This is a genomic window from Elioraea thermophila (ex Habib et al. 2022), from assembly GCF_003336755.1.
Taxonomy (GTDB): domain Bacteria; phylum Pseudomonadota; class Alphaproteobacteria; order Acetobacterales; family Acetobacteraceae; genus Elioraea; species Elioraea thermophila.
Map to the genome: position 1 here is coordinate 162,952 of NZ_QMDI01000005.1, position 26,218 is coordinate 189,169.

A 26,218-nucleotide genomic window follows, 5' to 3' on the forward strand; every position below is an offset into this window, starting at 1 on the left:
CCTCGCTTCTCGCTCAGTCGCCGGCCGCGGCGAGCTCCCGCTCGGTGGCGAGCGGCACCGGCAAGTACCGCACGAAGTCCTTCGGCACGACCTGCCAGAACCGGTCGCGCTCGCGCTCCCAGTCGTTGAGCAAGGACGCGGCGAAGCGGCTGTTCGTCTCCGTCACGTGGCGGGCGATCAGGTCGCGCAGCACCCCCTCCCAGTGCGGATGCGTAAGCCGCTGCCACAGCACGTGCTCGGGGTTGATCCGCTTCGGCAACACGTCCTCGGGGTCGTAGACGAAGGCCATGCCGCCGGTCATGCCGGCGGCGAAATTGTCGCCGACCGCCCCGAGGATGACGCAGGTGCCGCCCGTCATGTACTCGCAGCCGTTCGCCCCGCAGCCTTCGACAACGGCGATCGCCCCCGAGTTGCGCACGGCGAAGCGCTCGCCCGCTTGGCCAGCGGCAAACAGGTAGCCCGCGGTCGCGCCGTACAGCACGGTGTTGCCGATGATGGTGTTCTCGTTCGACCGCAGGGTGGAGGACGGAGCTTGGCGGACGACGATGGTGGCACCCGACAGTCCCTTGCCCACATAGTCGTTGGCGTCGCCGAACACCTCGAGCTTCAGCCCCTGCACGGCGAAGGCGCCGAGCGATTGCCCCGCCGACCCGCGCAGCCGCACCGTAATGTGGCCGGGTGCCAACCCCTTCATGCCGAAGCGACGCACGATCTTGGAGGAGAGCTTGGCACCGATCGCGCGGTAGGTGTTCCGGATGTTGTACTGCAGCTGCATCTTCTCGCCGTCCTGGAAGAGCGGGGCGGCGTCGGCGATCATCTGGGCATCCAGGGTCTCCGGCACCTCGTTTCGTCCCTGTAGCGTGCAGTACGGCGCGTAGGGCCCCGGGTCGGCCTGCACGAGGAGGGGGTTGAGGTCGAGGTCGTCGAGATGTTCGCCCCCGCGCGACACCTGCTTCAGCAGGTCCGTGCGGCCGACCACCTCCTCGAGGCGGCGGAAGCCCAAGGAGGCGAGGATCTCGCGGACCTCCTCGGCGATGAAGGAGAAGAGGTTGATCACCTTCTCCGGCGTGCCCTCGAACTTGGCGCGCAGCCGTTCGTCCTGCGTGCAGATGCCGACGGGGCAGGTGTTGGAGTGGCACTGCCGCACCATGATGCAGCCCATGGCGATCAGCGAGGCGGTGCCGATGCCGAATTCCTCCGCCCCCAGCATCGCCGCAATCACCACGTCGCGTCCGGTCTTGATGCCGCCATCCGTGCGCAGCTTCACGCGATGGCGAAGCCGGTTCAGCATCAGCACCTGGTGCGTCTCGGACAGACCCATCTCCCACGGCGAGCCCGCGTACTTGATGGAACTCTGCGGGCTCGCGCCGGTGCCGCCGACATGGCCGGAGATCAGGATCACGTCGGCCATCGCCTTCGCCACCCCGGCGGCGATGGTGCCGATCCCCGATCGCGCCACCAGCTTCACGCAGACCTGGGCATCCGGGTTGATCTGCTTGAGGTCGTAGATGAGCTGGGCGAGGTCCTCGATCGAGTAGATGTCGTGGTGCGGTGGGGGCGAAATGAGCGCGATCCCCGGCGTCGAGTGCCGAAGCCGGGCGATCACCTCGCTCACCTTGAACCCCGGCAGCTGGCCCCCTTCGCCGGGCTTGGCACCTTGCGCGATCTTGATCTCGATCTCGCGGCAGTTGTTCAGGTACTCGGCGGTGACGCCGAAGCGTCCCGAGGCCACCTGCTTGATCGCCGAGTTCGCGTTGTCGCCGTTCGGCCGCGGCTTGGCGCGCGCAGGGTCCTCACCGCCTTCGCCCGAATCCGACTTCGCACCGATCCGGTTCATCGCGATCGACAGCGTCTCGTGCGCCTCGGGGCTGAGCGCGCCGAAGGAGATGCCGGGCGAGACGAGGCGGCGGCGGAGTTCCGTCACCGATTCGACTTCCTCCACCGGGATCGGCTTGCGGCCCTCGGTCTTGAAGTCGAGCAGGTCGCGCAGCGCGATGGGCGGAAGTTTGCGGACGGCCTCGGTGTAGCGCTTGTAGGTCTGGTAGCTGTCCGTGGCCACCGCCTGCTGAAGCAGATGGATCAGGTTGCCGGCGAAGGCGTGCGCCTCGCCGGAGCGGCGAAGCTTGTAGAGCCCGCCGACAGGGAGCGTGACCGCCTCCTCCGCCCAGGCCTTGCGGTGCAGCGCGATGACCTTGCGCGCGATCCCGGAGAGGCCGATGCCCGAGATCCGGCTCTGCATGCCGGGGAAGAACTCGGCAACGAGGGCGCGCGACAGCCCGATCGCCTCGAAATTGTACCCACCGCGATACGACGACAGCACGCCGATGCCCATCTTGCTCATGATCTTGAGCAGGCCCTTGTCGAGCGCCTTCTTGTAGCGGGCGAGCGCCGTCTTGAGCGGCATGTCGCCGAACAGGCCGCGGCGATGGCGATCCGCGATGCACTCCTGCGCGAGCCACGGATTGACCGTGGTCGCCCCAACACCGATCAGCACGGCCACGGAATGAACATCGAGGGCTTCGGAGGAGCGCACGTTGAGCGACGTGAAGGTGCGCAAGGACTGGCGCACGAGGTGCGTGTGCACGCCACCCGCAGCCAGCACCATCGGGATCGCGCAGCGATCGCGCCCCACGCGCTCGTCGGTGAGGATGACGTGGGCGGCGCCGGCGCGCACGCCCTCCTCGGCCTCGCGACGGATGCGGTCGATGGCGCGGCGAAGCCCGGCCTCGCCCTCGGCGGGGTCGAAGGTGCAGTCGACCTCGACCGCGGAGGCACCCATGTAGGCGCGCATCGCCTCGAACTCGGCGTTCGTCAGCACGGGGCTCTCGAGGGCGAGCATGTCGCACTGCGAGGGGTCCTCATCCAGAATGTTGCCGAGATTGCCGAGGCGCGTCTTCAGCGTCATCACCCGCGTCTCGCGCAAGGAATCGATCGGCGGGTTGGTGACTTGGCTGAACATCTGCCGGAAATAGTGCGACAGCGGCCGGTACTGATCCGACAGCACGGCGAGCGGCGTGTCGTCGCCCATCGAGCCGACCGCCTCGTCGGCGTTCTCCACCATCGGGTGGAGGATCATCTCGAGCTCCTCGAGCGAGAGCCCGGCCGAGACCTGATGGCGGCGCAGGGTTTCGCCGGAGAGGCGAACGGGTTCCTGTGCTTCCGCCTTGATCAGCGCATCGAGGTGGGTGGTGCGCTTGACCCAAGCGCGGAAGTCCCGCCGCGCGGCGAGCATGTCCTTGAGCGCGGTGTCGTCGTAGAACTTGCCTTCGTCGAGATCGACCGCGATGCACTGGCCGGGGCCGACCCGTCCCTTGCGGACGATCTCGTCCTCACGCAGCTTCACCATGCCGGTCTCGGAACCGACGACCAGCAGCCCGTCCTGCGTGATGGTGTAACGCATGGGACGAAGCCCGTTGCGGTCCATGCCGGCGATCACCCACCGCCCGTCGGTGCCGCAGATCGCCGCCGGGCCGTCCCACGGCTCCATCACGGCGTTGCAGTAGAGGAACAATGCCCGGTGCGCCTCCGGCATGGTGGCGTTGTTGCCGATGCTCTCCGGAATCATCAGCGCCTTCGCCATCGGCGCGTCGCGCCCCGCGCGCACCAGGAGCTCGAACACGTTGTCGAGGATCGCGGTGTCGGACCCGCCGGCCTGGATCACCGGCTTGATGTCGTCGAGATAGGGGTCGAGCAGAGGCGAGGCGAGCCGCGTCTCGTGGCTCTTCATCCAGTTCACGTTGCCGGCGAGCGTGTTGATCTCGCCGTTGTGCGCGATCATGCGGAAGGGCTGCGCGAGACGCCAGGTGGGGAAGGTGTTGGTCGAATAGCGCTGGTGATAGATCGCGAAGCGCGAGACGAAGCGCGGATCGAGCAGGTCCGGGTAGAACTCGGTCAGCGCCTGGGCGAGGAACATGCCCTTGTAGATGACCGAGCGGGCCGAGAGGCTGCAGATGTAGAGATCGGGCACCTGAGCGGCGATCGCCGCCTTCTCGATACGCCGGCGGATCACGTACAGATCGCGCTCGATGGTGTCGATCGCACGCTGCTGCGGGTCGAACAGCAGGATCTGCTCGATCTCGGGCCGTGTCGCGTTCGCCTTCTCGCCGATGCAGGAGACGTCGATCGGCACCTGGCGCCAGCCGTAGATGCCGTAGCCGAAGGCGAGCACCTCCGTCTCGACGATCTGCCGGCACCGTTCCTGTGCCGAGAGGTCCGTCTTCGGCAGGAACACCTGACCGACGATGATCGGCCCGGGCTTCAGCCGGTCGCCGCCGCGCACCACGGCCTCGGCGAAGAAGTCGTGCGGAATCTCGACGTGGATGCCTGCGCCGTCGCCGGTCTTGCCGTCGGCATCCACCGCGCCGCGGTGCCACAGCGCCTTCAGCGCATCGATGCCGGCCTGCACCACCGCGCGCGAGGGCTTGCCGTCGATGGCGGCGATCAGTCCGACACCGCAGGAATCGTGTTCGGTGAGATCAACACCGGCGCGCGCCAGGCGCGCCGCATTGTCCGACCAGGCGGAGACGAAGTCGTCACCCGTTTCGCGGATCATGCCGTCCATGGTCGTCGTTCCTCTCAGTAGCGCAGCCCGCGCAGCCGCGCATCGCGCGACTGGGCGAGGGTCTCTTCAGCCACTTTCCGCACCCAGCCCGGGCTTTCCCGCTCGATCTCGAAGGCGACGAGCTGGAGCGCGCCCTCCAGCCGCTGATCGAGCCGCAATTCGAGGAAACGGCGGATCAGCGACAGCTCCTCCGCCGTGAAGCCGCGCAACAGGGGTTGCGCCGCCAGCTGCAGGAGCTCGTCGAGCCTCCGCCCGATCGCCGGCATGATCGCGGCCTCCACCGCATGGCGGATGTCGGCCTCGCGCCCGGGGTTGCGCTCGCGCAAGTAGGCCTGAAGCTGTTCGGCGAGCTGGGGCGCACCGTCGCGGATCTGATCGACGAGGCCGGTGATGGCGAGGATGCGCTTCGCCTCCTCCTCGGCATTCGGCGTCTGGGCGGCGAGCGGTTGCGCGAGCGCGACGCTCAACGCGATCGCGGCGAGGAGCCAGCGCGATCCGTTCCGGAATGGGATCATTCCGCCGCAACCGCGAGGGCGGGACGCGCGCCGGCGTGGGCCGCGATCCAGGCGTGCATCTCGGCCGCCGCGTCGCGCCCGTCGCGGATGGCCCACACCACGAGCGAGGCGCCGCGCACGATGTCGCCGGCGGCGAACACGCCCGGGAGGGAGGTCATCATCGTGCGGTGATCGACCTTGATCGTGCCCCAGCGCGTGACCGCGAGCGATGGTTCGTTGAACAGGGTCGGCAGATCCTCGGGGTCGAAGCCGAGAGCCTTGATCACGAGATCGGCCTCCAGGGTGAAGGAGGAGCCGGGAATGGGCTCGACCTGCTGCCGCCCGGTGGCGTCGGGCAAGCCGAGGTGCATGCGCACGGCACGCACCGCGCGCACATGGCCGTCGCCGAGGAAGGCCTCCGGCGAGGCGAGCCAGACGAAGCGCACGCCCTCTTCCTCGGCGTGGTTCACCTCGCGCACCGAGCCAGGCATGTTGGCGCGATCGCGGCGATAGAGACAGGTCACGGACGCCGCGCCTTGGCGGATGGCGGTGCGCACGCAGTCCATCGCGGTGTCGCCGCCGCCGATCACCACCACGCGCTTGCCGGCCGCGTTCAGCCGCCCGTCATCGAAGCCCGGCGCGGTGTCGCCGAGCCCCTTGCGGTTGGAGGCCGTGAGGTACTCGAGCGCCGGCACGATGCCGGCGAGCCCAGCACCGGGCCCGCCGATGTCGCGCGCCTTGTAAACCCCGGTCGCGATCAGCACCGCGTCATGGCGGGCGCGCAGTTCGGCCAGCGAAACGTCCTTGCCGACCGTGCAGCCGAGGTGGAACACGATCCCGCCGTCCTCGAACTGGCGCCAGCGCCGCAGCACCACCGCCTTCTCCAGCTTGAAGTTGGGAATGCCGTAGATCATCAGCCCACCGACGCGGTCGTAGCGGTCGTAGACGTGCACCGCGTAGCCCTTGCGCCGCAGCCGTTCGGCGGCGGCGAGGCCGGCCGGCCCCGCGCCGATGATGCCGACGGAGTAGGGGAGTTCACGGGAGGGTTTCGGCGGCTTGACCCAGCCCTTCTCCCAGGCGGTGTCGGTGATGTAGCGCTCGACCGCGCCGATGGTCACGCTCGCGAAGCCCTTTTCGATCACGCAATGGCCTTCGCAGAGCCTGTCCTGCGGGCAGACCCGGCCGCAGATTTCGGGGAAGGTGTTGGTGGCGGCGGCGACCTCGTAGGCCTCCTCGAGCCGGCCTTCGGCGGTCAGCTTCAGCCAGTCGGGGATGTTGTTGCCGAGCGGGCAATGCACCTGGCAGAAGGGCACGCCGCACTGGCTGCAGCGCGAGGCCTGTTCGGCCGCACGCTCGGCCGAAAACGCGCGGTAGATTTCGTCCCAGTCATGCGCCCGCGCTTCCGCCGGCCGCTTGTCCGGCGTGCGCTGCGGCGTGGAGACGAACTTCAGCATCCGTTCGGCCATGCCCGTTCCCTCGCTCGATCCGCGTCGGCGGGGCGGACGGCCGGAGCCGGCCCCGTCGGGCGGGAGGCCCGGTCTCGCCGGGGCCAGCGTCTTATATGTCCTCAAGCTGGCCTGGACGAGACAGAATCGAACAATCAGGTCCGATCCGGACCCTCATGGCAGGGTCGCGCCCGAGTTCTGACACAGTGTGGGCCGCCCAGCCACCGGCGCCTCGGGTGATCGGGCCGAATTGGACCTTTCAGGCCGCCGCCGGCGCCCGCGGCCCCCCGCGGCGAAAGCGCGCGAGATAGGTGGGCACGATCGCCTCCACCGCCTTCGGTGTGATGCCGAGATCGGCGAGTGTCAGCGCGCCGGGCGAGACCACATTGTCGCGCTGCAGCAGGATCAGCTGATCGCGCGTCAACAAGGGCTTGGGCAGGAGTTCGAACAGCCGCGCCTGCAGCGCACCGACCGAATAGGGGATGGAGATCAGGAAGCGCTTCCGCCCCGTCGTGCGCAGGATGAACTCGAGGATCTCCCGGAAGGTGTAGATCCTCGGCCCACCGAGTTCGTAGGTGTTGCCGGCGGCTTCGGCGCGATCGAGCGCGGCCATCGCCGCCTCCGCCACGTCGCCGACATAGACGGGTTGGAACCGGGTGGTGCCGCCGCCGAACAGCGGCAGGGCAGGCAGGACCTGGGCGAGGGCGGCGAACTGGTTGAAGAAGTCGTCCTCGGGGCCGAACACGATCGAGGGGCGCAGCACGACCGCGGCGGGGTAGGCAGCCCGCAGCGCCGCCTCGCCTTCCGCCTTGGTGCGGGCGTAGACCGAGGGGCTGGCCGGATCCGCCCCGATGGCCGAGACATGCACGACGTGCTTGGCCCCGGCCGTCGCCGCCGCCCGGCCGATGCGGCCCGGCGCCTCGGCATGCAGCGCCCGGAAGGTCTGGCTCCCGGTCTCGTAGAGGATGCCTACGCAGTTGACGACGACCTCGGCCCCCGCCACCAGGGCGGCAACGGCGGCGGCGTCGCGCACCGAGGCCGCCATCGGCACGATCTGACCCAAATTGCCCATCGGCTTGAGGAAGTTGGCGCGATCGGGGTCGCGCACGCCGACGCGCACGATGTAGCCCCGCTGCGCGAGCCGCTTGACGATGTAGCGCCCGACGAAGCCGGAGCCGCCGAACACCGTCGCCACCTTGCGCTCCTCGGCCACCATCCCGCGTTCCTCCTCAGCCGTTCGCGCGGTGCATAAGGGGGTCGCAGCCGGCGCGGCAAGGCCGCCTCGGGCCGTTGACGCCGCCGTCCCGGGGCTCTATGCACACGCGCTCGCCAGAGCCCGTGCCCAGGTGGCGGAACTGGTAGACGCGCAGGTTTCAGGTACCTGTGGCCGCGAGGCCGTGGAAGTTCGAGTCTTCTCCTGGGCACCAGGCGACCCTCCGCCGCGAGACCGGCATGGACACGCTCTTCCTCGGTGGCGCCACCGTCCACCTGCATCGGCACGACTTGCCGCCCGGTCTCGATCTCGGCCCCGTGATCGCCGTCGATACCGAGACGATGGGGCTCAACCCGCATCGCGACCGGCTCTGCCTCGTCCAGCTTTCCGCCGGCGACGGGGTGGCGCACCTCGTCCAGCTCATCCCGCCCGCCTTGGGCGGGCGAGGGGCGGACTGCCCGAACCTGAAGGCCCTGCTCGCCGACCCCACACGCCTCAAGCTGTTCCATTTCGCGCGCTTCGATCTCGCGATCCTGCGCCACGCCCTCGGCGTCGCCGCCGCGCCTTGCTGGTGCACCAAGGTGGCCGCCAAGCTCACCCGCACCTTCACCGACCGGCACGGACTGAAGGATCTCTGCCGCGACCTGTTGGGGATCGAACTCTCCAAGCAGCAGCAATCCTCCGACTGGGGAGCGGTCGATCTCTCGCCGGAACAGCTCGCTTATGCCGCCTCCGACGTGCTGCACCTGCATGCGTTGAAAGCCAGGCTCGAGGGCCTGCTCGAGCGGGAGGGACGGCTCGCGCTCGCCGAGGCGTGCTTCCGCTTCCTGCCCGCCCGCGCCGAACTCGATCTCTTGGGCTTCGACTCACCCGACCTGTTCGAACACTGAGCGCAGCGCCCTCGCTCAGGCCGCGACGAGGGCCATGCCGGCGAGGCCGATGAACGCCGTTTCGGCGACCATGAGCAGGATCGCCGGCCGCCCGACCTCGACGAGCGAGGCAAGCGACGTCTTCACCCCGAGCGCGGCGATGGAGACGACGATGCACCAGCGCGACGCATCGGCGAGCAGCGCCTGAACCGCGCGCGGCACGGCTCCAGCGCTGTTGGCCGCGACCAGAGCCAGGAAGACGAGCAGGAAGGCGGGCAGGAGCGGGGGGCGCTTCGTCCCCATCGTCGCCTCGCTCGTCACCCGTCGGCTGACCAGCGCGACGACGAACACCACCGGCACAAGCAGGGCGACGCGGAGCATCTTCACCACCGTCGCCGCCGTGCCGGCCTCGGCCGAGACGCTGAAGCCGGCGCCCACCACCTGTGCGACATCGTGGATGGTGGCGCCCAGAAACACGCCCGCCGTGCGGTCGTCGAAGCCGAGCACGCCGGTGAGCACGGGGTAGAGCACCATCGCCACGGTGGAGAGCGTGGTCACGCCCACGATGGTGAAGGCGGTGTCGCGCTCCGCCCCCGCGCGCGGCGGCAGCACGGAGGCGATCGCCACCGCCGCCGATGCGCCGCAGATGGCGACCGCCCCGGCGGTGAGGGTACCGAACGCGGCGCCGAGCCCCATCGCGCGCGCAAGCACGAGGCCGAACAGGATGGTCGCGGCAACGATCAGCGCGACCGACGCGAACGTGCCCCACCCGAGCCCCGCCACTTCGTCGAGCGTGATGCGCGCGCCGAGCAGCGCCACCCCGACCCGCAGCACGGCACGCGACGCGAAGCCAAGCCCCGGCGCGAACCATGCTTCGGCGCCGAGGAAGTTGAACGCCATGCCGATGAGGAGCGCGAACAGCACCACCGGCCCGCCATGGGTGCCCGAAATGAACGCGGCGGCGAGCGCGACGACCAGAGCGAAGGCCACGCCGGGCAGGAGGGGAGCCAAGCGGTTGACCAGGAGCGAGGAAGAGAGGTGCGGTCGGCGCAGCATGGTCGGGGCGCGGTTATGCACGAAGCGGCGGCCAGCAGGACCGCCTCACCCATTCCGCCGCGGCCGCAGCGAAACCCTCATCACGGGGCGAAAACGCCGTCGCTGCGACAGCAATCATTCACCGCAAGTCGCCGTGAGATGGCGGAGGGGGTGGGATTCGAACCCACGGTACGGAAACCCGTACACCGGTTTTCGAGACCGGCCCGTTCGACCGCTCCGGCACCCCTCCGAAACCCGCGCGCTCCTACACCGGCGCATCCGCCCGCGCAACGGAGCCCCTCGGCAGCCCAGCCCCGTCGCTTCCGTGCGACCGTCAGCCGGCCGACCCCGCCGGCGCCGCCGGCGCCTCGACCCCGCGGCGCAGCCTGTGCTCGCCCAACAGCAGCACGATCGGCGAGGCGATGAAGATCGAGGACGAGGTGCCGACCACGATGCCGAACAGCATCGTCCAGGCGAAGCCTTCGACCGAACCCGTGGTCAGCAGCGCGAGCGGCAGCACGGTGAGGAAGGTGGTGGCCGAGGTGCCGATGGTGCGCGACAGCGTCTCGTTGATCGACAGGTCCATCAGCTCGCGCAATGGCATCGTCTTGTACTTGCGGAGGTTCTCCCGCATGCGGTCGTACACGACGACCTTGTCGTTCACGCTGTAGCCGATGATGGTGAGCAGGGCGGCGACGGTGGCGAGGTCGAACTCGATCTGCGTCAGCGCGAGGAACCCGACCGCCTTGGTGACGTCGAGCACCAGCGTGACGACGGCACCGACCGCGAACTGCCATTCGAAGCGGAACCAGATGTAGAGCAGGATGGCGAGCAGCGCCATGCCGAGCGCGGTCATGCCGGCGACGAAAAGTTCGGCCGACACCCGGCTGCCCACCGCCTCGACGCGCACCACGCGCGCCCCCGGGATCGACTGTTCGAGGGCGGAACGGACGGCGGCGACCGCGCGCTGCTGTGCGGCTTCGTCCGGCTGCGCCTCCATCCGCACCAGCACCTCGGAGGGGCTGCCGAATTGCTGCAGCGAAGCACCTCCCACACCCGCTTCGGCGATCGCGGCGCGCATCGCCGGGAAATCAGCCGGGCCTTGCGTGCGCACCTCGAGCACGATGCCGCCCTTGAAGTCGATGCCCCAATTGAGCCCCGGCCAGACCGCCAGCACGAGCGAGGCAAGCGAAATCAGCGCGGACAGCGCGAGGCCCACATGGCGCCCCCGCATGAACGGGATCTTGGTACCGTCGGGAACCAGGCGAAGCAGCGGCATGGCCGGCCCTCCCTCAAACCGGCAGGGCGGCGGGCCTGCGCCCGCGATACCACTGCACCATCAGGAGACGGACGAACACCAGGGCGGAGAACATCGAACAGACGATGCCCACCGAGATGGTGACCGCGAAGCCGCGCACCGGCCCCGAACCGAAGGCGTAGAGCATCGCCATCGCGAACAGCGTGGTCAGGTTGCTGTCGAGGATGGTTGCGTAGGCGCGTTTGAACCCGGCCTCCATCGCATTGAGCGGCGTGCGTCCGCGCTTGACCTCCTCGCGGATGCGCTCGTTGATCAGGATGTTCGCATCCACCGCCATGCCGAGCGTGAGCAGGATGCCGGCGATACCCGGAAGAGTGAGTGTGGCCTCCATCAGCGACAGGGCGGCGAGCAGCAGGATCATGTTGACCACGAGCGCCACCACCGCGAAGGCGCCGAACAGGCCGTAGAACAGCAGCATCCAGGCGACGACGAGGACGAAACCGATGGCGAGCGCGATCATGCCGGCCCGGATCGCGTCCGCCCCCAGCTCAGGCCCCACCGTGCGTTCCTCCACCACCGTAAGCGGGGCCGGCAGCGCGCCGGCGCGCAGCAGGACCGCGAGGTCGTTGGCGGAGGCGGCGGTGAAGTTGCCGCTGATCTGACCCCGCCCGCCGGTGATCGGTTCGCGGATGACGGGGGCGGTGATCACCTTGTCGTCGAGCACGATGGCGAAGGGGCGCCCGACGTTGTTGCGCGTGACTTCGGCGAAGCGTCGCGTGCCGATCGAATCGAAGCTGAAATTGACCACCCACTCGCCGGTCTGCGGGTTCTGCCCCGCCCGTGCATCCGTCAGATTGGCGCCATCCACCTCGACCCGACGGCGCACGGCGTAGCGTTCGGGCGCACCACCGCGGCCGCGATCGCCCTCGAGGAACATCACCCCCGGCGGTGGCGTGCGCGCGGTGACGTCCGCCGTCTCGTCCAACAGGTGGAAGGTCATGCGGGCCGTCTTGCCGATCAGCTGCTTGATCCGCTCCGGGTCCTGCACGCCGGGGAGCTGGACGAGAATGCGGTTCGCACCCTGGCGCGCGATCAGCGGATCGACCACGCCCGTCTCGTCGATGCGGCGGCGAATGATCTCGATCGATTGCTGCACGGCTTGCGTCGCCTTCTCGCGCAACAACGGTTCGGAGAGGGCGAGGGTGACGAGGCCGTCGGGCGTGGCGGTGACCTCCAGGTCGGGCTGCTGCGCGCCCATCCCGGTGGTGATCGGGTTGGCGAGCTCGCGCAGGAGCCTGAGCGCCTCCGGCGCGCGGGAGGGGTCGGTGAGACGCAAGGTGACGGCGCGGTCGGCGGCGGCGAGGTTGGTGTAGCCGATGCCCGCACCGCGCAGCCGTGTGCGCGCCCCGTCCGCGATGTTGTCGAGGCGCTCGCGGATCACCGCAGCCATGTCGACCTCGAGGAGGAGGTAGGAGCCGCCCTTGAGGTCGAGCCCGAGGTGGATCTGTCGCCAGGGCAGCCACTCCGCGGCGGCCCCGAGCCGCGCCTTGTCCACGAAGGACGGCACGGCGAGCAGGGCGGCGAGCAGGATGCCGCCGACGATCGAGGCGATCTTCCACGGCGCGAAGTACATCATGGCGCGAGGCGCACTCCCGGTCGGGGGCCGGGCGAGAGGGCCCGCCCGGCACGTGCGCGTGGTATGCCCCCGGGGGCGGGGCGAGGCAACGCCGCTCGCCCACGGGTGAAGGGCGCGGCGACGCTGGCCTTGAGCGCGAGTGTCAGGCTAGCCTGACAGAATGGACAGCCGCCCGCCGCGCGAGGGGCCCTGGGGCCCGGGGGTCGAAACCATACCCCTGCGCGCCGCCCCGTATCGCGACCTCTGCACCGACTGCGGGGTGTCGCGGCTTGCCGACGCCAAGGCCTGCGGGACCGCCTGCCAGTTCATCCGTCCCGACTATGCGGGGCTCGAGGCGGCAGTGCATGGCCGAGCGCGCGATCCGGCACGGGCGGATGAAGACCATTTCGGCGTCTTCCTTCGCCTCGTGCGGGCCCGCCTGCGCGCGCCCCGCCCGGGCGCGCAGTGGACGGGCATCGCGACCCGGCTGGCCGAACGCCTGCTCGAGACGGGGATGGTCGAGGCGGTGCTCACCGTCGCCCCCGACCCGGATGACCGCTGGCGCCCCGTGCCGGTGCTGGTGACGCGGGCCGAGGGCATGGCCGCCTGCCGCGGCATGCGCATGGGCTATGCGCCGCTCCTTGCCCTGCTCGAACCCGCTCTCGCGCGCGGCCATCGCCGCCTCGCCGTCATCGGCATTCCCTGCCAGGTCTACGCCCTGCGCGCGCTGGAACGGCGCCTCGGGCTCGAGCGTCTCTATGTCATCGGCACGCCCTGTTCGGACAATACGACGACGGAGAACTTCCACCGCTTCCTCGCCAACCTCGACGAGGACCCTTGTTCCATCACATACCTCGAGTTCCGCGCCGACATGCTGGTCGAGCTCCGTTACGCGGATGGGCGGGTGCGCACGATCCCGTTCCTGATGCTGCCGATCGCCGACCTGCCGGCCGATTTCTTCCCCCTCACCTGCCGCACCTGTGTCGATTACGTGAATGCGCTCGCCGATCTCGTCGTCGGCTACATGGGGGGAGAGGGGCGGCAGTGGCTGATCATGCGCAACGCACGCGGCGAGGCGTTGCTCGACTTGCTCGGCGACGAGGTGGAGCTCGGCGCCCCGACCGATCGCGGCAGGCGCGACGGCCCGGTGAAGGCGTTTCTCGAGAACACGCGCCGTGCGGCGGGGGGGCTTCCGTTGCGGCGGATGCCGAAGTGGCTCAGGCCCATCGTCGGCCGGATCATGCCCCTTGTGGCGCCGAAGGGGCTCGAGTTCGCGCGTGCGCGGGTGGAGATGAAGGCGATCGAGACGGCGCTCCTCGTGCCGCGCGCGCGGCCCAGGCGCGTGCGGCACATGGTGCCGCCGCATGTGTGGCGGCTGGTGGCGCGATACGGGATTCAACCGCCGGATCGGCCTTCGGGCTGAGGGAGGCCGTCAGCGGCGGGCTTCCAGTGACCTGATCGCCGCCTCGATGCGGGCGCGCGCGACGGCGCCGATGTGATCGGCCACGCCGTTGGAGAGGAGCCAGCCGCCGATCGGCAGCCGACCCAGCCCCAGACGATGCAAGACGCGGCGAAGACGCGGCGTTAGGTCACCGCCGAGCACACTCAGGTGCCGCAAGTCACGGGCGTCTCGCGGATCGTCGAATGGCCAGGGCGGCTGTTGGACGTGCCCAAGATGGTGCTGGACGATGGGAATGATCTGGACCCCCTGAACACCTTTGTAGTCTTCGATCTTTCGAGGAGGAAAATAATCGCGAACGAGGGGGTGGTTCACGGGCATGGTGAAGTGCCGGCGCAGCCATCCCCGCATGTTCCAGCGCCCAAGCAGAAAGTCGTGCAGGCGAAGCGCGGGGTGAAGAAAGCCGAGGAAGGCTTCGAGCCCAGAGCCGCAGAGCGCGTCCTCGCCCCAGTACTCGTGGTCTTGCCTCGCCGAGCTCTCGCGTTTTGGGAGAAAGAGATGACGGCTCGCGACGTCGTCCCGCGACGCCAGGAGGAGTTCCGAGGCGGAGTAGCGCCCGTGCGCCACCAGGGCGCCGATCAACCGCCCCCCAACCGAGATGACGTCCCCGGGCGGTGTCCAGGCCGGGGCAGCGGCACCGGCGGCGAGCGGGCTGATGATCACGATCGCCGCCTGGGCCTTGCTTTCGTCGCGCTCCAGCACCCCGCCCAACCCCGCCATGCGGTCGTGCACGAGCCGAAACGGACTGTTGTTCAAGGCACCGCCGTCGACGGCGACATACGTGTAGTCCTGGTCGAGTCGTTCGTCCGCGGGCCAATCCGGCTCGAGTAGGGCAGGCTCGAACACGCGCGCGCCGGCGGCACCATCCGCCGTTCTGGCCGATGGAACCATGACGGCGCGCCAATGGTAGTGCGCGTAGGGGCGGCTCAAGGTCACCGCCGGAAACACCACCGGAAACGCGCCGGAGGCGCGCGCATGGCGGGCGAGCGTGGTCCACCACCCGTTCGACGCGTAGGGCAGCCTCGCATCGATGAAAAACTCATCGGAGCGGGGACGATCACTGTCCTTACGCTCCTTACGCTGATCCTTGGGTGGATCCTTGCTACCCAACACGAAGGTGACGTGATCGGCGTGCGAGACGAAGCGTGTACTCCGCGGGTTGTTGTTGGCATCCGGCCGCAACGACAGTCGGTAGGGAACGCCGCGCAGGTTCGTTAGCGTCATCAGCACGCGAAACGGGTCGCGGATCCAGGGCCGCTCGACCTCCCCTGCGCCGTGCCAACGGAGCAAGGCGGCCATCGCGTTCTCGATCGCTTTCGCGGCCAGAATGCTCTCGACTGAGCGGCGGCTGTCGGCAAGGTCATCGCGGACCAGCATGTCACGCGCATCGAGCGCGTTGACCCAGAGATCGAAGAACGGATTGCCGGGCGTCGCGCCGTAGGGAAACTTCCGGCGTGCGGCGCGCATCATCAGCGCGGCGCACACCGCGCCGCCCGAGGCCCCGCCGGCGATCTCGATGACGACGCGATGTCGGGGCACCGCCTCGCCGGCGTCCTTCGCGGCCTGCCAAGCGTCCAGCACCTCGAACAGCGCATCGAGCGCTCCGGCCGTCCAGGCGCCAGCGGAGACGGTGCCGTCCAGCACCAGACCGAGCCGAAAGAGATCCGGTTCAGGTCGTTCGACGAGCGGCCTGCGGAGTTCGTCTAGAATGTCCCGCCGGTCCGCTTCTGAAAGCCGACGCTCCGCCGATCCGACCATCGCCGACCCTCCCCCAAGCCATCGGGCAGCGAGGCTAGGAAAGCGGCGGACCGTCCTTCAACCCGAACCACATTGCGGAGAACCGATGCTCAAGCCGCCTCGGCTCGGCGCAGCGGCACCGCGAAGCCGCGCTGCACCGCGGGCCGCCCCATCATCCGCTGATACCACGCCTGCACGTTCGGATAGTCCTCCAGGCTCACCCGGTGCCGCTCGTGCCGCCACGCCCAGCCGAGGATGGCGAAATCGGCGATCGAAGGCTCGCCCTCCGTCGCCACGAACTCCCGCCCCGCCAGCCGCCGATCAATCACGCCGTAGAGCCGATTGGTCTCCTTCTGATAGCGCTCGAGCGGGTGACGCCGGTCGGCCTCGTTCTCCACCAGGAGGTAGGCGTGCACCTGGCCCGGCATCGGGCCGAATCCGCCCACCTGCCACATCAGCCACTCCCACACCGGCACCCGCGCGCGCAGCTCCTTGGGCAGGAACCTGCCGGTCTTCTCGGCAAGATAAAGCAGGATCGCCCCGCTCTCGAACACGCTGATCGGCGCTCCCCCGGGCCCGTCGTGGTCGACGATGGCGGGGATCTTGTTGTTCGGGCTGATCTTCAGGAACTCGGGCGCGAACTGCTCGCCTTTGGTGATGTCGACGATGTGCACGCGGTAGGGCAGGCCCATCTCCTCGAGCGCAACGGTGATCTTGCGGCCGTTCGGGGTGTCGAAGGCGTAGAGGTCGATCATCGTGGTCTCCGGGGGTCGAAGCGCGACGCACCCTAACCAAGGCCACGCATGGGACAAGCCCTTGCGGCGGAAATCCCGAGTGCCATAGTCGGATAGCCATGGACGCCTCGGCCGCCCCGCCCCTCACCCAGCCGCGCAAGGCGGACCCAGGGATTTCGTTCGACAACACCTATGCCCGCCTGCCCGCGCGCTTCTATGCCCGCCTTCCCCCCACCCCGGTCGCCGAACCCACGCTGATCGCGCTGAACGAGGGCCTCTGCCGCAGCTTGGGCATCGACCCCGAGGCGGTGGACGAGACGACCTGGGCGGCGATCCTCGCCGGCAATCGCCTGCCCGCCGGGGCTGAGCCGCTCGCCCAGGCCTATGCCGGGCATCAGTTCGGCGTCTTCGTCCCCTCGCTCGGCGACGGGCGGGCGATCCTGCTCGGCGAGGTGGTGGGCACGGACGGCGTGCGGCGCGACCTCCAGCTGAAGGGCTCGGGCCGCACCCCCTTCTCGCGCATGGGCGACGGCCGTGCGCCGTTGGGCCCCGTGCTGCGGGAGTTCCTGGTTTCCGAAGCCATGGCCGCCCTCGGCATCCCCACCACGCGCAGCCTCGCCGCGGTCGCTTCCGGCGAGGCGGTCTATCGCGACCGCGTGCTGCCCGGGGGGGTGCTGACGCGCGTCGCCTCCTCCCACCTCCGGGTCGGCACGTTCCAGTACTTCGCCGCGCGGAACGATATCGAGGCGGTGCGACTCCTCGCCGATTACGCGATCGCCCGCCACGACCCAGACCTGGCGGACATGCCCGCCCCGGAACGCTACCGCGCCTTCCTCGAGCGCGTCGCGCTCCGCCAGGCCGACCTCGTCGCCGCTTGGCTGATGGTCGGCTTCGTGCACGGGGTGATGAACACCGACAACTGCGCGATCTCCGGCGAAACGATCGATTTCGGCCCCTGCGCCTTCCTCGACGCCTATGAGCCGGGCGCGGTGTTTTCCTCGATCGACCATGGCGGGCGCTACGCCTACGCCAACCAGCCGCGGATCGCGGCTTGGAACCTCGCCCGGCTCGCCGACTGTTTGCTTCCCCTGCTCGCCGAGCCACAGGAGGAGGCGATCGCGATCGCCGAGGACGCCCTCGCCGCCTTCGGCGAACGCTTCCGCACCGCATATCGTGCGGGAATCGTGCGCAAGATCGGGATTGCGCGCCCGCGCGAGGGCGACGCCGAACTCGCCGCCGATCTGCTGGCACGAATGGCGGAGAACGGGGCGGATTTCACCCTCACCTTCCGCCGCCTGGCCGAGGCCGTAGGCGACCCGGCGGCCGACGGAGCGATCCGCCCGCTGTTCGCCGACCCTGCGGCCTTCGATTCTTGGGCAGAACGGTGGCGGGCGCGGCTTGTCGAGGAGGGCCCAGCGGAGGAGGTGGCGGCGCGGATGAAGCGCACCAACCCCGCGGTGATCCCGCGCAATCACCTGGTCGAGGGGGCGATCGCGGCGGCGGTGGAGCGCGGCGACCTCGGCCCCTTCGCTTGCCTGCACGCGGCGCTGATCGACCCTTACGCCGACCGCACGCCGGACGACCGCTACACCCTGCCGCCCGCGCCGCACGAACGCGTCACGGTCACCTTCTGTGGCACCTGACGACCGTGGCGGCAGATGCCCTCGCGGTCAACCCGCTTGCGCCGGGGCAGGGCTCCACTGCGCGTTCAGCTTGTAACCCCCGCCCTCGGTGACGAGCAGGCGCACGTTGGACGGATCGGGCTCGATCTTCTGACGCAGACGATAGATGTGCGTCTCCAGCGTGTGCGTCGTGACGTTGGCGTTGTAGCCCCACACCTCGTTCAGCAGCACCTGGCGCTGCACCGGCTTGTTGTTGGCGCGATAGAGATATTTCAGGATCGCGGCCTCCTTCTCGGTCAGCCGGATCTTGCGGTTCTTCGTCGGCTCGATCAGCAGCTTGGCGGCCGGGCGGAAGGTGTAGGGCCCGATCGAGAACACCGCATCGTCGGAGTTGTCGAAGATCGCGAGGTGCCGGCGCAGCCGCGCGAGCAGCTCGCCGTAGCGGAACGGCTTGACGATGTAGTCGTTGGCGCCTGCGGTGAGCCCCTTGATCGTGTCGGCCTCGGTGTCCGCCCCCGTCAGCATGATGATCGGCACCTTGATGCCGGCCTTGCGCACCTTCTCGGTGAACTCCCGCCCATCGCCGTCCGGCAGGCCGACGTCGAGCAGGATCGCATCCACCCGCGCGTCCTTGCCGGTGAGGATCGCCTCCGCCTCGGCGAGCGAGCCGGCCTCCAGGGGTTCGAACTCGCCCTCGCCCTTCAATTGTTCGGCAAGGGTGGCGCGCAGGGCGCGGTCGTCGTCGACGATCAGGATGGGTCTGGCGAGCGCCATGGCTCAGCATGTCCTCCGGCTTGAGATGCGGCAGAATGCCAGCGCATGGGCGAGGGCGGCAAGGAAGGGCTCCCCTCGCCCGCGCGCCACGCCCCCTGGCGAGGTGCGCAGCTTCCCCCGATATCTGAGCACGGAGCACGTTCGGCGCTCCGTTCCGACGGTTTTTCGCAACTGTCTCCGGCCTGCCATGATGGCGCCCCTTTCGCGGCGCCGTCTTGGTGGCTGACAGCAGACGGACTGGAGGGTCATGCGCACCATCTCGCCGCTCGCCGCCTCTCCCGCCGCCGCCACCACCGCCCAGTGCGCCGGGGAACGCCGCCTCAGGCAGGTGCATCGTGCTGTGGCGGAACTGCGCCGCGGCGCGCCGGCTCTTCTGGCGACGGCCGACGGCGGCTGGCTCGTCGCAGCTGCCGAACTCGCCGGCCTGGCGGCGCTCGACTGCCTGGCCCGGCTGGGGCGCGAGCCGGCAGTGCTGCTGCTTGCCCCGACGCGGGCGGCGGCGGTGCTGCACCGCCCCGCCCCCGGGGCGGCGGATGATCCCGCCGTCGCGCTCCGTCTCCCCGCCGGCGTCACGCCGGCCGTGCTGCGCTCCCTGGCCGACCCGACCGCCGAGCCCGTGCCGTTCCGTCCCGAACCCGTGTCGCCGCCGCCGCAGCCGGTCGGGGCGGCGGCGATCGCGCTCGCCAAGCTCGCCCGCCTGTTGCCCGCCGTACTGGTCGCCCCGGCCGCGGCCGACGGCGACCTCGGTCGTTTCGCGCAATCGCACGACCTCGTCGTCGTGCCGGGCGAGGACGTGCTCGGCTACCCGGACACGGTGGCCGCCACCCTCACGCGGGTGGCGGAGGCGCGCGTGCCGACAGAGGATGCGCGGGAACTCCGCATCATCGCCTTCCGCCCGGCCGACGGCGGCACCGAACACCTCGCCATGGTGGTGGGCGACCCTTGGGCCGACGGTCAGGCCCCGCTCATACGCCTGCACAGCGAGTGCTTCACCGGCGACCTGCTCGGGTCGCTCCGCTGCGATTGCGGGCCACAGTTGCGCGGTGCCCTCGCCCGCATGCAGGAGGAAGGGGCGGGGGTGCTGCTCTATCTCGCGCAGGAGGGGCGGGGGATCGGCCTCGTCAACAAGCTGCGCGCCTACACGCTGCAGGATCAGGGGGCGGATACGCTCGAGGCCAACACCCGCCTCGGCTACGGGCCGGACGAGCGCAACTTCCTCATCGCCACCGCCATGCTGCGCGAACTGGGCCTCTCGCGCGTCCGCCTGCTCACCAACAACCCGGACAAGGTCGAGGCGCTGGCCGCCTGCGGGGTCGAGGTGGTGGCGCGGGTGCCGCACGCCTTCCCGGCCAACGAGCACAACGTGCGCTACCTTGCCACCAAGGCGGAGCGGTTCGGCCACCTGTTCTGATGCGCTGACGGCGCCAATCCGTTCCGCCGGGAAGGATTTGCCCGGCAGGAGCGGGCGAGCGCGCCGGTGCGCCGGCAGACGAACCGCAGTCGCCTGGGATCGAGGCACCGGCACGACAGTTGCTGCCCATCAGGGCATGAGCATCGAGGCAGCCTGGTCGCGCTTCACGCCGGCGCACGCCATCTCGCCGCCCGGGCTTCGCCCGGCGCCGGACGGCGGCCCCCCCTTGCGCGAGGACGAGGCGGTGCCGATGCCGGCCGAGCTCTCCTTCGGCGCCTTCCTCGCCAACCTCAACCCGCTGCATCACATCCCGGTGGTGGGCTGGATTTACCGCGCGGTCACGGGCGAGACCGCGCACCCGGCGTTTCGCGGCCTCGGCGGCTTCCTGTTCGGCGGGCCGATCGGCGCGATCGTCTCCGCCGTCACGGCCATGGTCGAGACGATCGTCTCCGGCCGGACCGAGGCAGGCGGCGTGGTGGCGAAGGCGGAACCGACTGCCCCCGGCCCGATCGCCTCCCCATCGCCGGATGCAGCACCGGCGGGGCCGCTTGCCGCCCGGCTCGGCGCCCGCGCGCACCCTGCCCCTGCCCAGGCTGCGCTGCCGACGCTGGCGGCCGCCAAATCTCCTGCCCCGGCCGCCGGCGACCCCGAGTTCGCGCAGAAGATGCTGCGCGGGCTCGAGGCTTACGAGCGCACCTTGCGCGCCCGCCAGGGTCTGCCGCCGCCCGAGCCCGCGCGGCCGGCCGGCTCCTGAGCCGGCGCGCTCAGGCCAAGCGCTTGCTCACGTTCGCCCCCTCGGACAGCGCCCGGTTCACCGGGCAGCGACCGGCGATCTCGAGGATGCGCGCCCTCTGCTCGTCGTCGAGCGCGCCCTCGAGCGCGATCGCCACCTCGAAGGAGTGCTTCGGGTGCTCCTCGCGAAAACTGACGGTCACGCTCACGCGCGCCAGCGGCCAGCCCTTGCGCTGCACGTACATGCGGATCGTCTGCGCGGTGCAGGAGGCGAGCGCCGCGGCGAGGATCTGGAACGGCGTGGGGCCGGTGTCCTTGCCGCCGAGCGCCTCCGGCTGATCCGCCGTCAGCACGTGCCGCTCCGCAACGATGATCTGGCCGAAGGGGCCGAGCCCGGATTCGCCGCTGACCACCGTTCCCGTCTTGCCGCTCATGCGCCCTTTCCTTCGCGGTTGCGAAGGCAGCGTTAGCCGGCCGCACCGCCGGCGGCAAGCGGGGGCTCAGGGCCAGCGCACCTCGGGCGGCAGGCTCATCAGGATCGCCTCCGGGTTGCCGCCGGTCTTCAGCCCGAACACCGTGCCGCGATCGTAGAGCAGGTTGAACTCGACGTAGCGTCCGCGCCGGACGAGCTGGCGTTCGCGTTCCTCCGCCGTCCAGGGCTCGTGCATGCGCCGGCGCACGATCGCCGGATAGACTTCGAGGAAGGCAAGCCCGACGTCGCGGGTGAAGGCGAAGTCCCGCGCCCAGTCGCCGCTATCGAGGTAGTCGTAGAAGATGCCCCCCACGCCGCGCGGTTCGTTGCGGTGTGGCAGGAAGAAGTAGCGATCGCACCACTCCTTGAACTTCGGATAGTAGCTGGGGTCGTGGCGATCGCAGGCTTGGCGGTAGGCGGCGTGGAAGGTCTCCTTGTCCTCGGCCGTCTCGGGCGTCTCGAGCAGCATCGGGGTGAGATCGCCGCCGCCGCCGAACCACGATTTGGTGGTCACGATCATCCGCGTGTTCATATGCGCGGCCGGCACGCGCGGGCTGCGCAGATGGGCGACAAGCGAGATGCCCGACGCCCAGAACCGCCCGTCCTCCTCCGCCCCCGGGATCTGGCGACGGAACTCCTCCGAGAACTCGCCCCAGACGGTGGAGACGTTCACCCCCACCTTCTCGAACACCCGCCCGCGCATCACGCTCATCACCCCGCCGCCGCCGCCCGGCCTGTCCCAAGCGGTGCGGACGAACCGACCCGGCGGCAGATCGGCGTGCGGGCCGGCGGCGAGTTCGTCCTCGATCGCCTCGAAGGCGGCGCAGATGCGGTCGCGCAGCTCCTCGAACCAAGCGCGGGCGGCCTCCTTGCGGGCATCGAGCACGGGCGTCATGCGGCGACGATCCCTCGCGCCCCGGCGAGCGTCAACCGCCTTGCCCCCTTGCGAAGCGGCGGAGCGCGCCCAGGCTTAGGAGTGGCGCGCGTCGGCAGGGCGTTGCCGGCCGGCGGCCCGCTGGTATATGGCGAGGCTGGCAGACGGGGCGGGTCCTCTCTGTACGGCCGGCGAAGGGGAGAGCGCGGGGCTGCAGCGCAAACGCGCTCGTTTCGGCTTGCCTCGCCACGCGTTACGTTCCCGGCCGCCTGCCGGCCGGGACAACCGAGGAGCGACAGGGAACGATGGCAGACACTCTCCCCCAGAGCGGCGCCGCCGCCGAAGAGGCGACCCGCCGCGACTTCCTCTCCCTCACCACCACCGCCGTCGCTGCGGTCGGCGTTGCGGCCTTCGCCTGGCCGTTCATCGACAGCATGAATCCGGCCGCCGACACCCTCGCCGTCGCCTCGACCGAGGTCGATCTCGCCCCCATCGCCGAGGGCATGGCGATCACCGTCATGTGGCGCGGCAAGCCGATCTTCATCCGCCACCGCACGGCGGAGGACATTCGGCTCGCCCGCGAAACCCCGCTTTCCGCCTTGCCCGATCCGCAGCGCGACCAGGATCGGGTGCAGAAGGACCAGTGGCTGATCATGGTCGGCATCTGCACGCATCTCGGCTGCGTGCCGCTCGGCCAGCGCCCGACCGACAACAAGGGCGAGTATGGTGGCTGGTTCTGCGTCTGCCACGGCAGCCACTACGACACCTCGGGCAGGATCAGGAAGGGCCCCGCCCCGCGGAACCTTGAGATTCCGCCCTACACCTTCACATCCGACACCACGATCCGGATCGGCTGAGGAGCACGCTCCATGGTCGGACTGCACAAGAGCGAGATGAAGAACCCGGTGGTGCGCTGGATCGACGAGCGCCTGCCGGTGTTCACCCTGATGGACAAGGAATATTCGAAGTTCCCGGTGCCGCGGAACCTCACCTACATGTGGAGCTTCGGCGGCATGGCGATGGTCATCCTGATGATGATGATCGTCACCGGCATCTTCCTCGCCATGTTCTACATTCCGCACACCGCGCACGCCTTCGACTCGGTCGAGCGCATCATGCGGGACGTGAATTACGGCTGGCTGATCCGCTACCTGCACTCGAACGGGGCCAGCATGTTCTTCATCGTGGTCTACATCCACACCTTCCGCGGCCTCTACTACGGGTCCTACAAGCATCCGCGCGAACTGCTGTGGATCCTCGGCGTCGTCATCCTGCTCCTGATGATGGGCACGGCCTTCATGGGCTACGTGCTGCCCTGGGGGCAGATGAGCTTCTGGGGTGCCACCGTGATCACCAACATGGTGAGCGCGGTGCCGTGGGTGGGTGATGCGCTGGTGGTGTGGCTCTGGGGCGGCTTCGCGGTCGACAACCCGACTCTGACCCGCTTCTACAGCCTGCACTATCTGCTGCCGTTCGCGATCGTCGGCGTGGTGTTCCTGCACATCGTCGCCCTGCACATCACCTCGTCGAACAATCCGCTCGGGGTCGAGCCGAAGGGCCCGCAGGACACCATCCCCTTCCACCCCTACATGACGATCAAGGACAGCTTCGCGATCCTGCTGTTCTTCATCTTCTACTTCGTCTTCGTCTTCTTCTACCCGAATTACCTCGGGCACCCGGACAACTACATTCCGGCCGACCCGCTGGTGACGCCGCCGCACATCGTGCCGGAGTGGTACTTCCTGCCCTTCTACGCGATCCTGCGCGCGGTGCCGGACAAGCTGGGCGGTGTGGTGCTGATGTTCGCCTCGATCGCCATCCTGTTCGTGCTGCCCTGGCTCGACACCAGCCCCGTGCGGTCGATGAAGTTCCGCCCGCTGGCGCGCCCCTTCTTCTGGGCCTTCGTCGGCTCCTGCCTGCTGCTCGGCTACGTCGGGGCGCAGCCGGCGGAAGGGATCTGGGTGCCGCTCGCCCGCGTCGGCACGGCGTACTACTTCGCCTACTTCCTCGTCATCCTGCCCCTCCTCGGCAAGCTCGAGACGCCGCTGCCGCTGCCCACCTCCATCTCCGAGCGCGTGCTGGGTGGCGGCCCCGTGCCGGCGGCGGTGGCGGCGAAGCCGATGGAGAAGGCCTGATGCGCAGCTTGCGTTCCCTCCTCGGCGGGCTCTTCGGCGCGGCACTCGCCGCGGGGCTCGCCGCTTCGGCCTTCGCCGCCGGCGAGGCGCCGACCCCGCCGCGGCAGAACTGGTCGTTCAGCGGGGTGTTCGGCACCTTCGACCGGGCCGCGGCGCAGCGGGGCTTGCTCGTCTACAAGCAGGTCTGCGCCTCGTGCCACGGGCTGAAGCGGGTGGCGTATCGCAACCTCGCCGCGATCGGGCTGTCCGAGGAGGAGATCCGCGCTCTGGCGGCCGAGATCATGGTCGTCGACGGGCCGAACGACGAGGGCCAGATGTTCGAGCGGCCCGGCCGCCCGTCCGATCGGTTCCGCTCGCCCTTCCCGAACGAGCAGGCGGCGCGGGCGGCGAACAACGGCGCCTATCCGGTCGACCTGTCCTTGATCACCAAGGCGCGTCTCGGTGGCGCGGACTACCTTTATGCCCTGCTCACCGGCTATCGCGATGAACCCCCGCCGGGGGTTGCGGTGCTCGAGGGTCTGCACTGGAACGACTACTTCCCGGGGCATTGGATCGCCATGGCTCGCCCGCTCTATGACGACATGGTGGAGTACCCCGACGGGACGAAGGCGACCACCGAGCAGATGGCCTGGGACGTCACAACCTTCCTCGCCTGGGCGTCCCAGCCCTATTTGGAGGAGCAGCGGCAGATCGGCGTGCGCGCCATCCTGTTCCTGATCGTGCTCGCGGGTCTCACCTATGCGGTGAAACGGCGCGTCTGGGCCGACCTGAAGCACTGAGCGCGAGGGGGGCCGACGCCGCCCCCTTGCCAAACGACATGAGGCCGCCCCACTACGGGGCGGCCTTTCGTTTTCGAGGATGCACGGGATGGCGGAAGATGCGGTTCCCTCGCCGGTGATCGGCATCATCGGTGGGTCGGGGATCTACGACATCGACGGGCTCGAGGACGCGGAGTGGCGCGAGGTGCGCACGCCCTGGGGCCTGCCGTCGGGGCAGCTCCTGTTCGGCCGGCTCGCGGGCGTGCCATGCGTCTTCCTGCCGCGGCACGACCGCGGCCATCGCCTGTCGCCGACCGACCTGCCGTACCGCGCCAACATCGACGCGCTGAAGCGCGCCGGCTGCACGGAGATCCTCTCCCTCTCCGCCGTCGGTTCGCTGCGCGCGGACCTCCCGCCCGGCACCTTCGTCATCGTCGACCAGTTCATCGACCGCACCTTCGCCCGCCAGAAATCCTTCTTCGGTGCGGGCTGTGTGGCCCACGTGTCGATGGCCGACCCGGTCTGTCGGCGCCTGGGCGACATCCTGGAGGACGGGTGTCGCGCCTTGGGGCTGCCGCACAGGCGCGGCGGCACCTATCTCGTCATGGAAGGGCCGCAGTTCTCCACTCGGGCGGAGAGCGAGCTCTACCGCGCCTGGGGCTGCGACGTGATCGGCATGACCAACATGCCGGAAGCCAAGCTCGCGCGCGAAGCCGAGCTCTGTTACGCCACCGTCGCGATGGTGACGGACTACGACTGCTGGCACCCGGAACACGACCACGTCACCGTCGAGCTCGTGGTCAAGGTGCTGTTCGAGAACGCGGCGAAGGCGCGCGCCCTGCTCAAAGAGGTGATCCCCAAGCTCGGCGAACGGAAGGCGCTCTGCCACGCCGGTTGCCACACCGCGCTGGAGAACGCGATCATCACCGCGCCCGACAAGCGCGACCCCAGCTTGCTCGATCGGCTCGACGTCATCGCCGGCCGCGTCTTGCGCGCCGAACGGGAAGGCGAAGGCTGAGC

General features: G+C 69.6%; 21 protein-coding genes and 2 tRNA genes. 10 read left to right on the top strand and 13 right to left on the bottom strand.

Translation table 11 applies throughout. The features are described 5' to 3' along the window. Positions 1-13: 13 nt before the first annotated feature. The 4 genes from gltB to DWB05_RS08945 form a co-directional block, all read right to left on the bottom strand. Positions 14-4,552: a glutamate synthase large subunit gene (gltB, locus tag DWB05_RS08930; protein ID WP_114377007.1), complete on the bottom strand. Its 4,539-nt coding sequence runs from the start codon at positions 4,550-4,552 to the stop codon at positions 14-16. 23 nt (positions 4,553-4,575) lie between these two features. Continuing rightward, a complete protein-coding gene (locus DWB05_RS08935) occupies positions 4,576-5,076 on the bottom strand; it encodes a DUF2059 domain-containing protein (protein WP_114376854.1) in 501 nt (166 codons plus the stop codon). Continuing rightward, positions 5,073-6,521: an NAD(P)-dependent oxidoreductase gene (locus DWB05_RS08940; RefSeq protein WP_114376855.1), complete on the bottom strand. Its 1,449-nt coding sequence runs from the start codon at positions 6,519-6,521 to the stop codon at positions 5,073-5,075. The genes DWB05_RS08935 and DWB05_RS08940 overlap by 4 nt, the downstream gene beginning before the upstream one ends. Positions 6,522-6,759: 238 nt before the next feature. Further along, positions 6,760-7,716 (bottom strand): complex I NDUFA9 subunit family protein, encoded by a 957-nt coding sequence (locus DWB05_RS08945; RefSeq protein ID WP_114376856.1) that lies wholly within the window; start codon positions 7,714-7,716, stop codon positions 6,760-6,762. Between the two features lie 124 nt (positions 7,717-7,840). On the opposite strand from DWB05_RS08945, the gene DWB05_RS08950 reads away from it, so the two are divergent. After that, positions 7,841-7,927: transfer RNA gene (locus DWB05_RS08950), tRNA-Leu, on the top strand. Positions 7,928-7,952: 25 nt separating this feature from the next. After that, positions 7,953-8,603: a ribonuclease D gene (locus DWB05_RS08955; RefSeq protein ID WP_114376857.1), complete on the top strand. Its 651-nt coding sequence runs from the start codon at positions 7,953-7,955 to the stop codon at positions 8,601-8,603. A gap of 15 nt (positions 8,604-8,618) precedes the next feature. On the opposite strand, the gene DWB05_RS08960 is transcribed toward DWB05_RS08955, so the two are convergent. From DWB05_RS08960 to secD, 4 genes are all read right to left on the bottom strand, one after another. After that, positions 8,619-9,638, bottom strand: coding sequence for a YeiH family protein (locus tag DWB05_RS08960; RefSeq protein WP_114376858.1), 1,020 nt, complete (start codon positions 9,636-9,638; stop codon positions 8,619-8,621). 139 nt (positions 9,639-9,777) lie between these two features. Next, positions 9,778-9,867, bottom strand: a tRNA-Ser gene (locus tag DWB05_RS08965). Positions 9,868-9,951: 84 nt separating this feature from the next. Next, a complete protein-coding gene (secF, locus tag DWB05_RS08970; RefSeq protein ID WP_114376859.1) occupies positions 9,952-10,896 on the bottom strand; it encodes a protein translocase subunit SecF in 945 nt (314 codons plus the stop codon). A 13-nt stretch (positions 10,897-10,909) separates the two neighbouring features. Continuing rightward, positions 10,910-12,511: a protein translocase subunit SecD gene (gene secD / locus DWB05_RS08975; RefSeq protein ID WP_114376860.1), complete on the bottom strand. Its 1,602-nt coding sequence runs from the start codon at positions 12,509-12,511 to the stop codon at positions 10,910-10,912. Between the two features lie 160 nt (positions 12,512-12,671). Here secD and DWB05_RS08980 point away from each other — a divergent pair, with 160 nt between their 5' ends. Beyond that, positions 12,672-13,913 carry a Coenzyme F420 hydrogenase/dehydrogenase, beta subunit C-terminal domain gene (locus DWB05_RS08980; protein WP_114376861.1) on the top strand — a complete coding sequence of 414 codons (1,242 nt, stop codon included), beginning with the start codon at positions 12,672-12,674 and terminating at the stop codon, positions 13,911-13,913. 9 nt (positions 13,914-13,922) lie between these two features. On the opposite strand, the gene DWB05_RS08985 is transcribed toward DWB05_RS08980, so the two are convergent. Continuing rightward, the gene (locus DWB05_RS08985; protein WP_114376862.1) at positions 13,923-15,707 is read right to left on the bottom strand and encodes a patatin-like phospholipase family protein; all 1,785 of its coding nucleotides are present in this window, start codon (positions 15,705-15,707) and stop codon (positions 13,923-13,925) included. Between the two features lie 89 nt (positions 15,708-15,796). Further along, positions 15,797-16,441 carry a glutathione S-transferase family protein gene (locus DWB05_RS08990; RefSeq protein ID WP_114376863.1) on the bottom strand — a complete coding sequence of 215 codons (645 nt, stop codon included), beginning with the start codon at positions 16,439-16,441 and terminating at the stop codon, positions 15,797-15,799. Between the two features lie 98 nt (positions 16,442-16,539). Between DWB05_RS08990 and DWB05_RS08995 the strand changes: the two genes are divergently transcribed. Then, a complete protein-coding gene (locus DWB05_RS08995; protein WP_114376864.1) occupies positions 16,540-18,063 on the top strand; it encodes a protein adenylyltransferase SelO family protein in 1,524 nt (507 codons plus the stop codon). 27 nt (positions 18,064-18,090) lie between these two features. On the opposite strand, the gene DWB05_RS09000 is transcribed toward DWB05_RS08995, so the two are convergent. Further along, positions 18,091-18,816, bottom strand: coding sequence for a response regulator transcription factor (locus DWB05_RS09000; protein WP_114376865.1), 726 nt, complete (start codon positions 18,814-18,816; stop codon positions 18,091-18,093). A 247-nt stretch (positions 18,817-19,063) separates the two neighbouring features. On the opposite strand from DWB05_RS09000, the gene ribA reads away from it, so the two are divergent. Further along, positions 19,064-20,227 (top strand): GTP cyclohydrolase II, encoded by a 1,164-nt coding sequence (ribA, locus tag DWB05_RS09005; protein ID WP_114376866.1) that lies wholly within the window; start codon positions 19,064-19,066, stop codon positions 20,225-20,227. 136 nt (positions 20,228-20,363) lie between these two features. Beyond that, the gene (locus DWB05_RS09010; RefSeq protein ID WP_114376867.1) at positions 20,364-20,981 is read left to right on the top strand and encodes a hypothetical protein; all 618 of its coding nucleotides are present in this window, start codon (positions 20,364-20,366) and stop codon (positions 20,979-20,981) included. A gap of 10 nt (positions 20,982-20,991) precedes the next feature. Here the strand turns inward: DWB05_RS09010 and DWB05_RS09015 are convergent, their stop codons facing one another. Both DWB05_RS09015 and hemF read right to left on the bottom strand, forming a co-directional pair. After that, on the bottom strand, positions 20,992-21,393 hold the full coding sequence (locus tag DWB05_RS09015) for an OsmC family protein (RefSeq protein ID WP_114376868.1): 402 nt from the start codon (positions 21,391-21,393) through the stop codon (positions 20,992-20,994). 66 nt (positions 21,394-21,459) lie between these two features. Further along, positions 21,460-22,326 (bottom strand): oxygen-dependent coproporphyrinogen oxidase, encoded by an 867-nt coding sequence (hemF, locus tag DWB05_RS09020; protein WP_114376869.1) that lies wholly within the window; start codon positions 22,324-22,326, stop codon positions 21,460-21,462. Positions 22,327-22,610: 284 nt separating this feature from the next. Here hemF and petA point away from each other — a divergent pair, with 284 nt between their 5' ends. The 4 genes from petA to DWB05_RS09040 all read left to right on the top strand — a co-directional run bounded on the left by petA (position 22,611) and on the right by DWB05_RS09040 (position 26,216). Then, complete coding sequence (petA, locus tag DWB05_RS09025) at positions 22,611-23,162, top strand: ubiquinol-cytochrome c reductase iron-sulfur subunit (protein ID WP_114376870.1); 552 nt, start codon at positions 22,611-22,613, stop codon at positions 23,160-23,162. A 12-nt stretch (positions 23,163-23,174) separates the two neighbouring features. After that, positions 23,175-24,440, top strand: coding sequence for a cytochrome b (locus DWB05_RS09030; protein ID WP_114376871.1), 1,266 nt, complete (start codon positions 23,175-23,177; stop codon positions 24,438-24,440). After that, positions 24,440-25,219, top strand: coding sequence for a cytochrome c1 (locus DWB05_RS09035; RefSeq protein WP_114376872.1), 780 nt, complete (start codon positions 24,440-24,442; stop codon positions 25,217-25,219). The genes DWB05_RS09030 and DWB05_RS09035 overlap by 1 nt, the downstream gene beginning before the upstream one ends. An 88-nt stretch (positions 25,220-25,307) precedes the next feature. Next, a complete protein-coding gene (locus DWB05_RS09040) occupies positions 25,308-26,216 on the top strand; it encodes an S-methyl-5'-thioadenosine phosphorylase (protein ID WP_114376873.1) in 909 nt (302 codons plus the stop codon). The last annotated feature ends 2 nt before the right edge of the window (positions 26,217-26,218 follow it).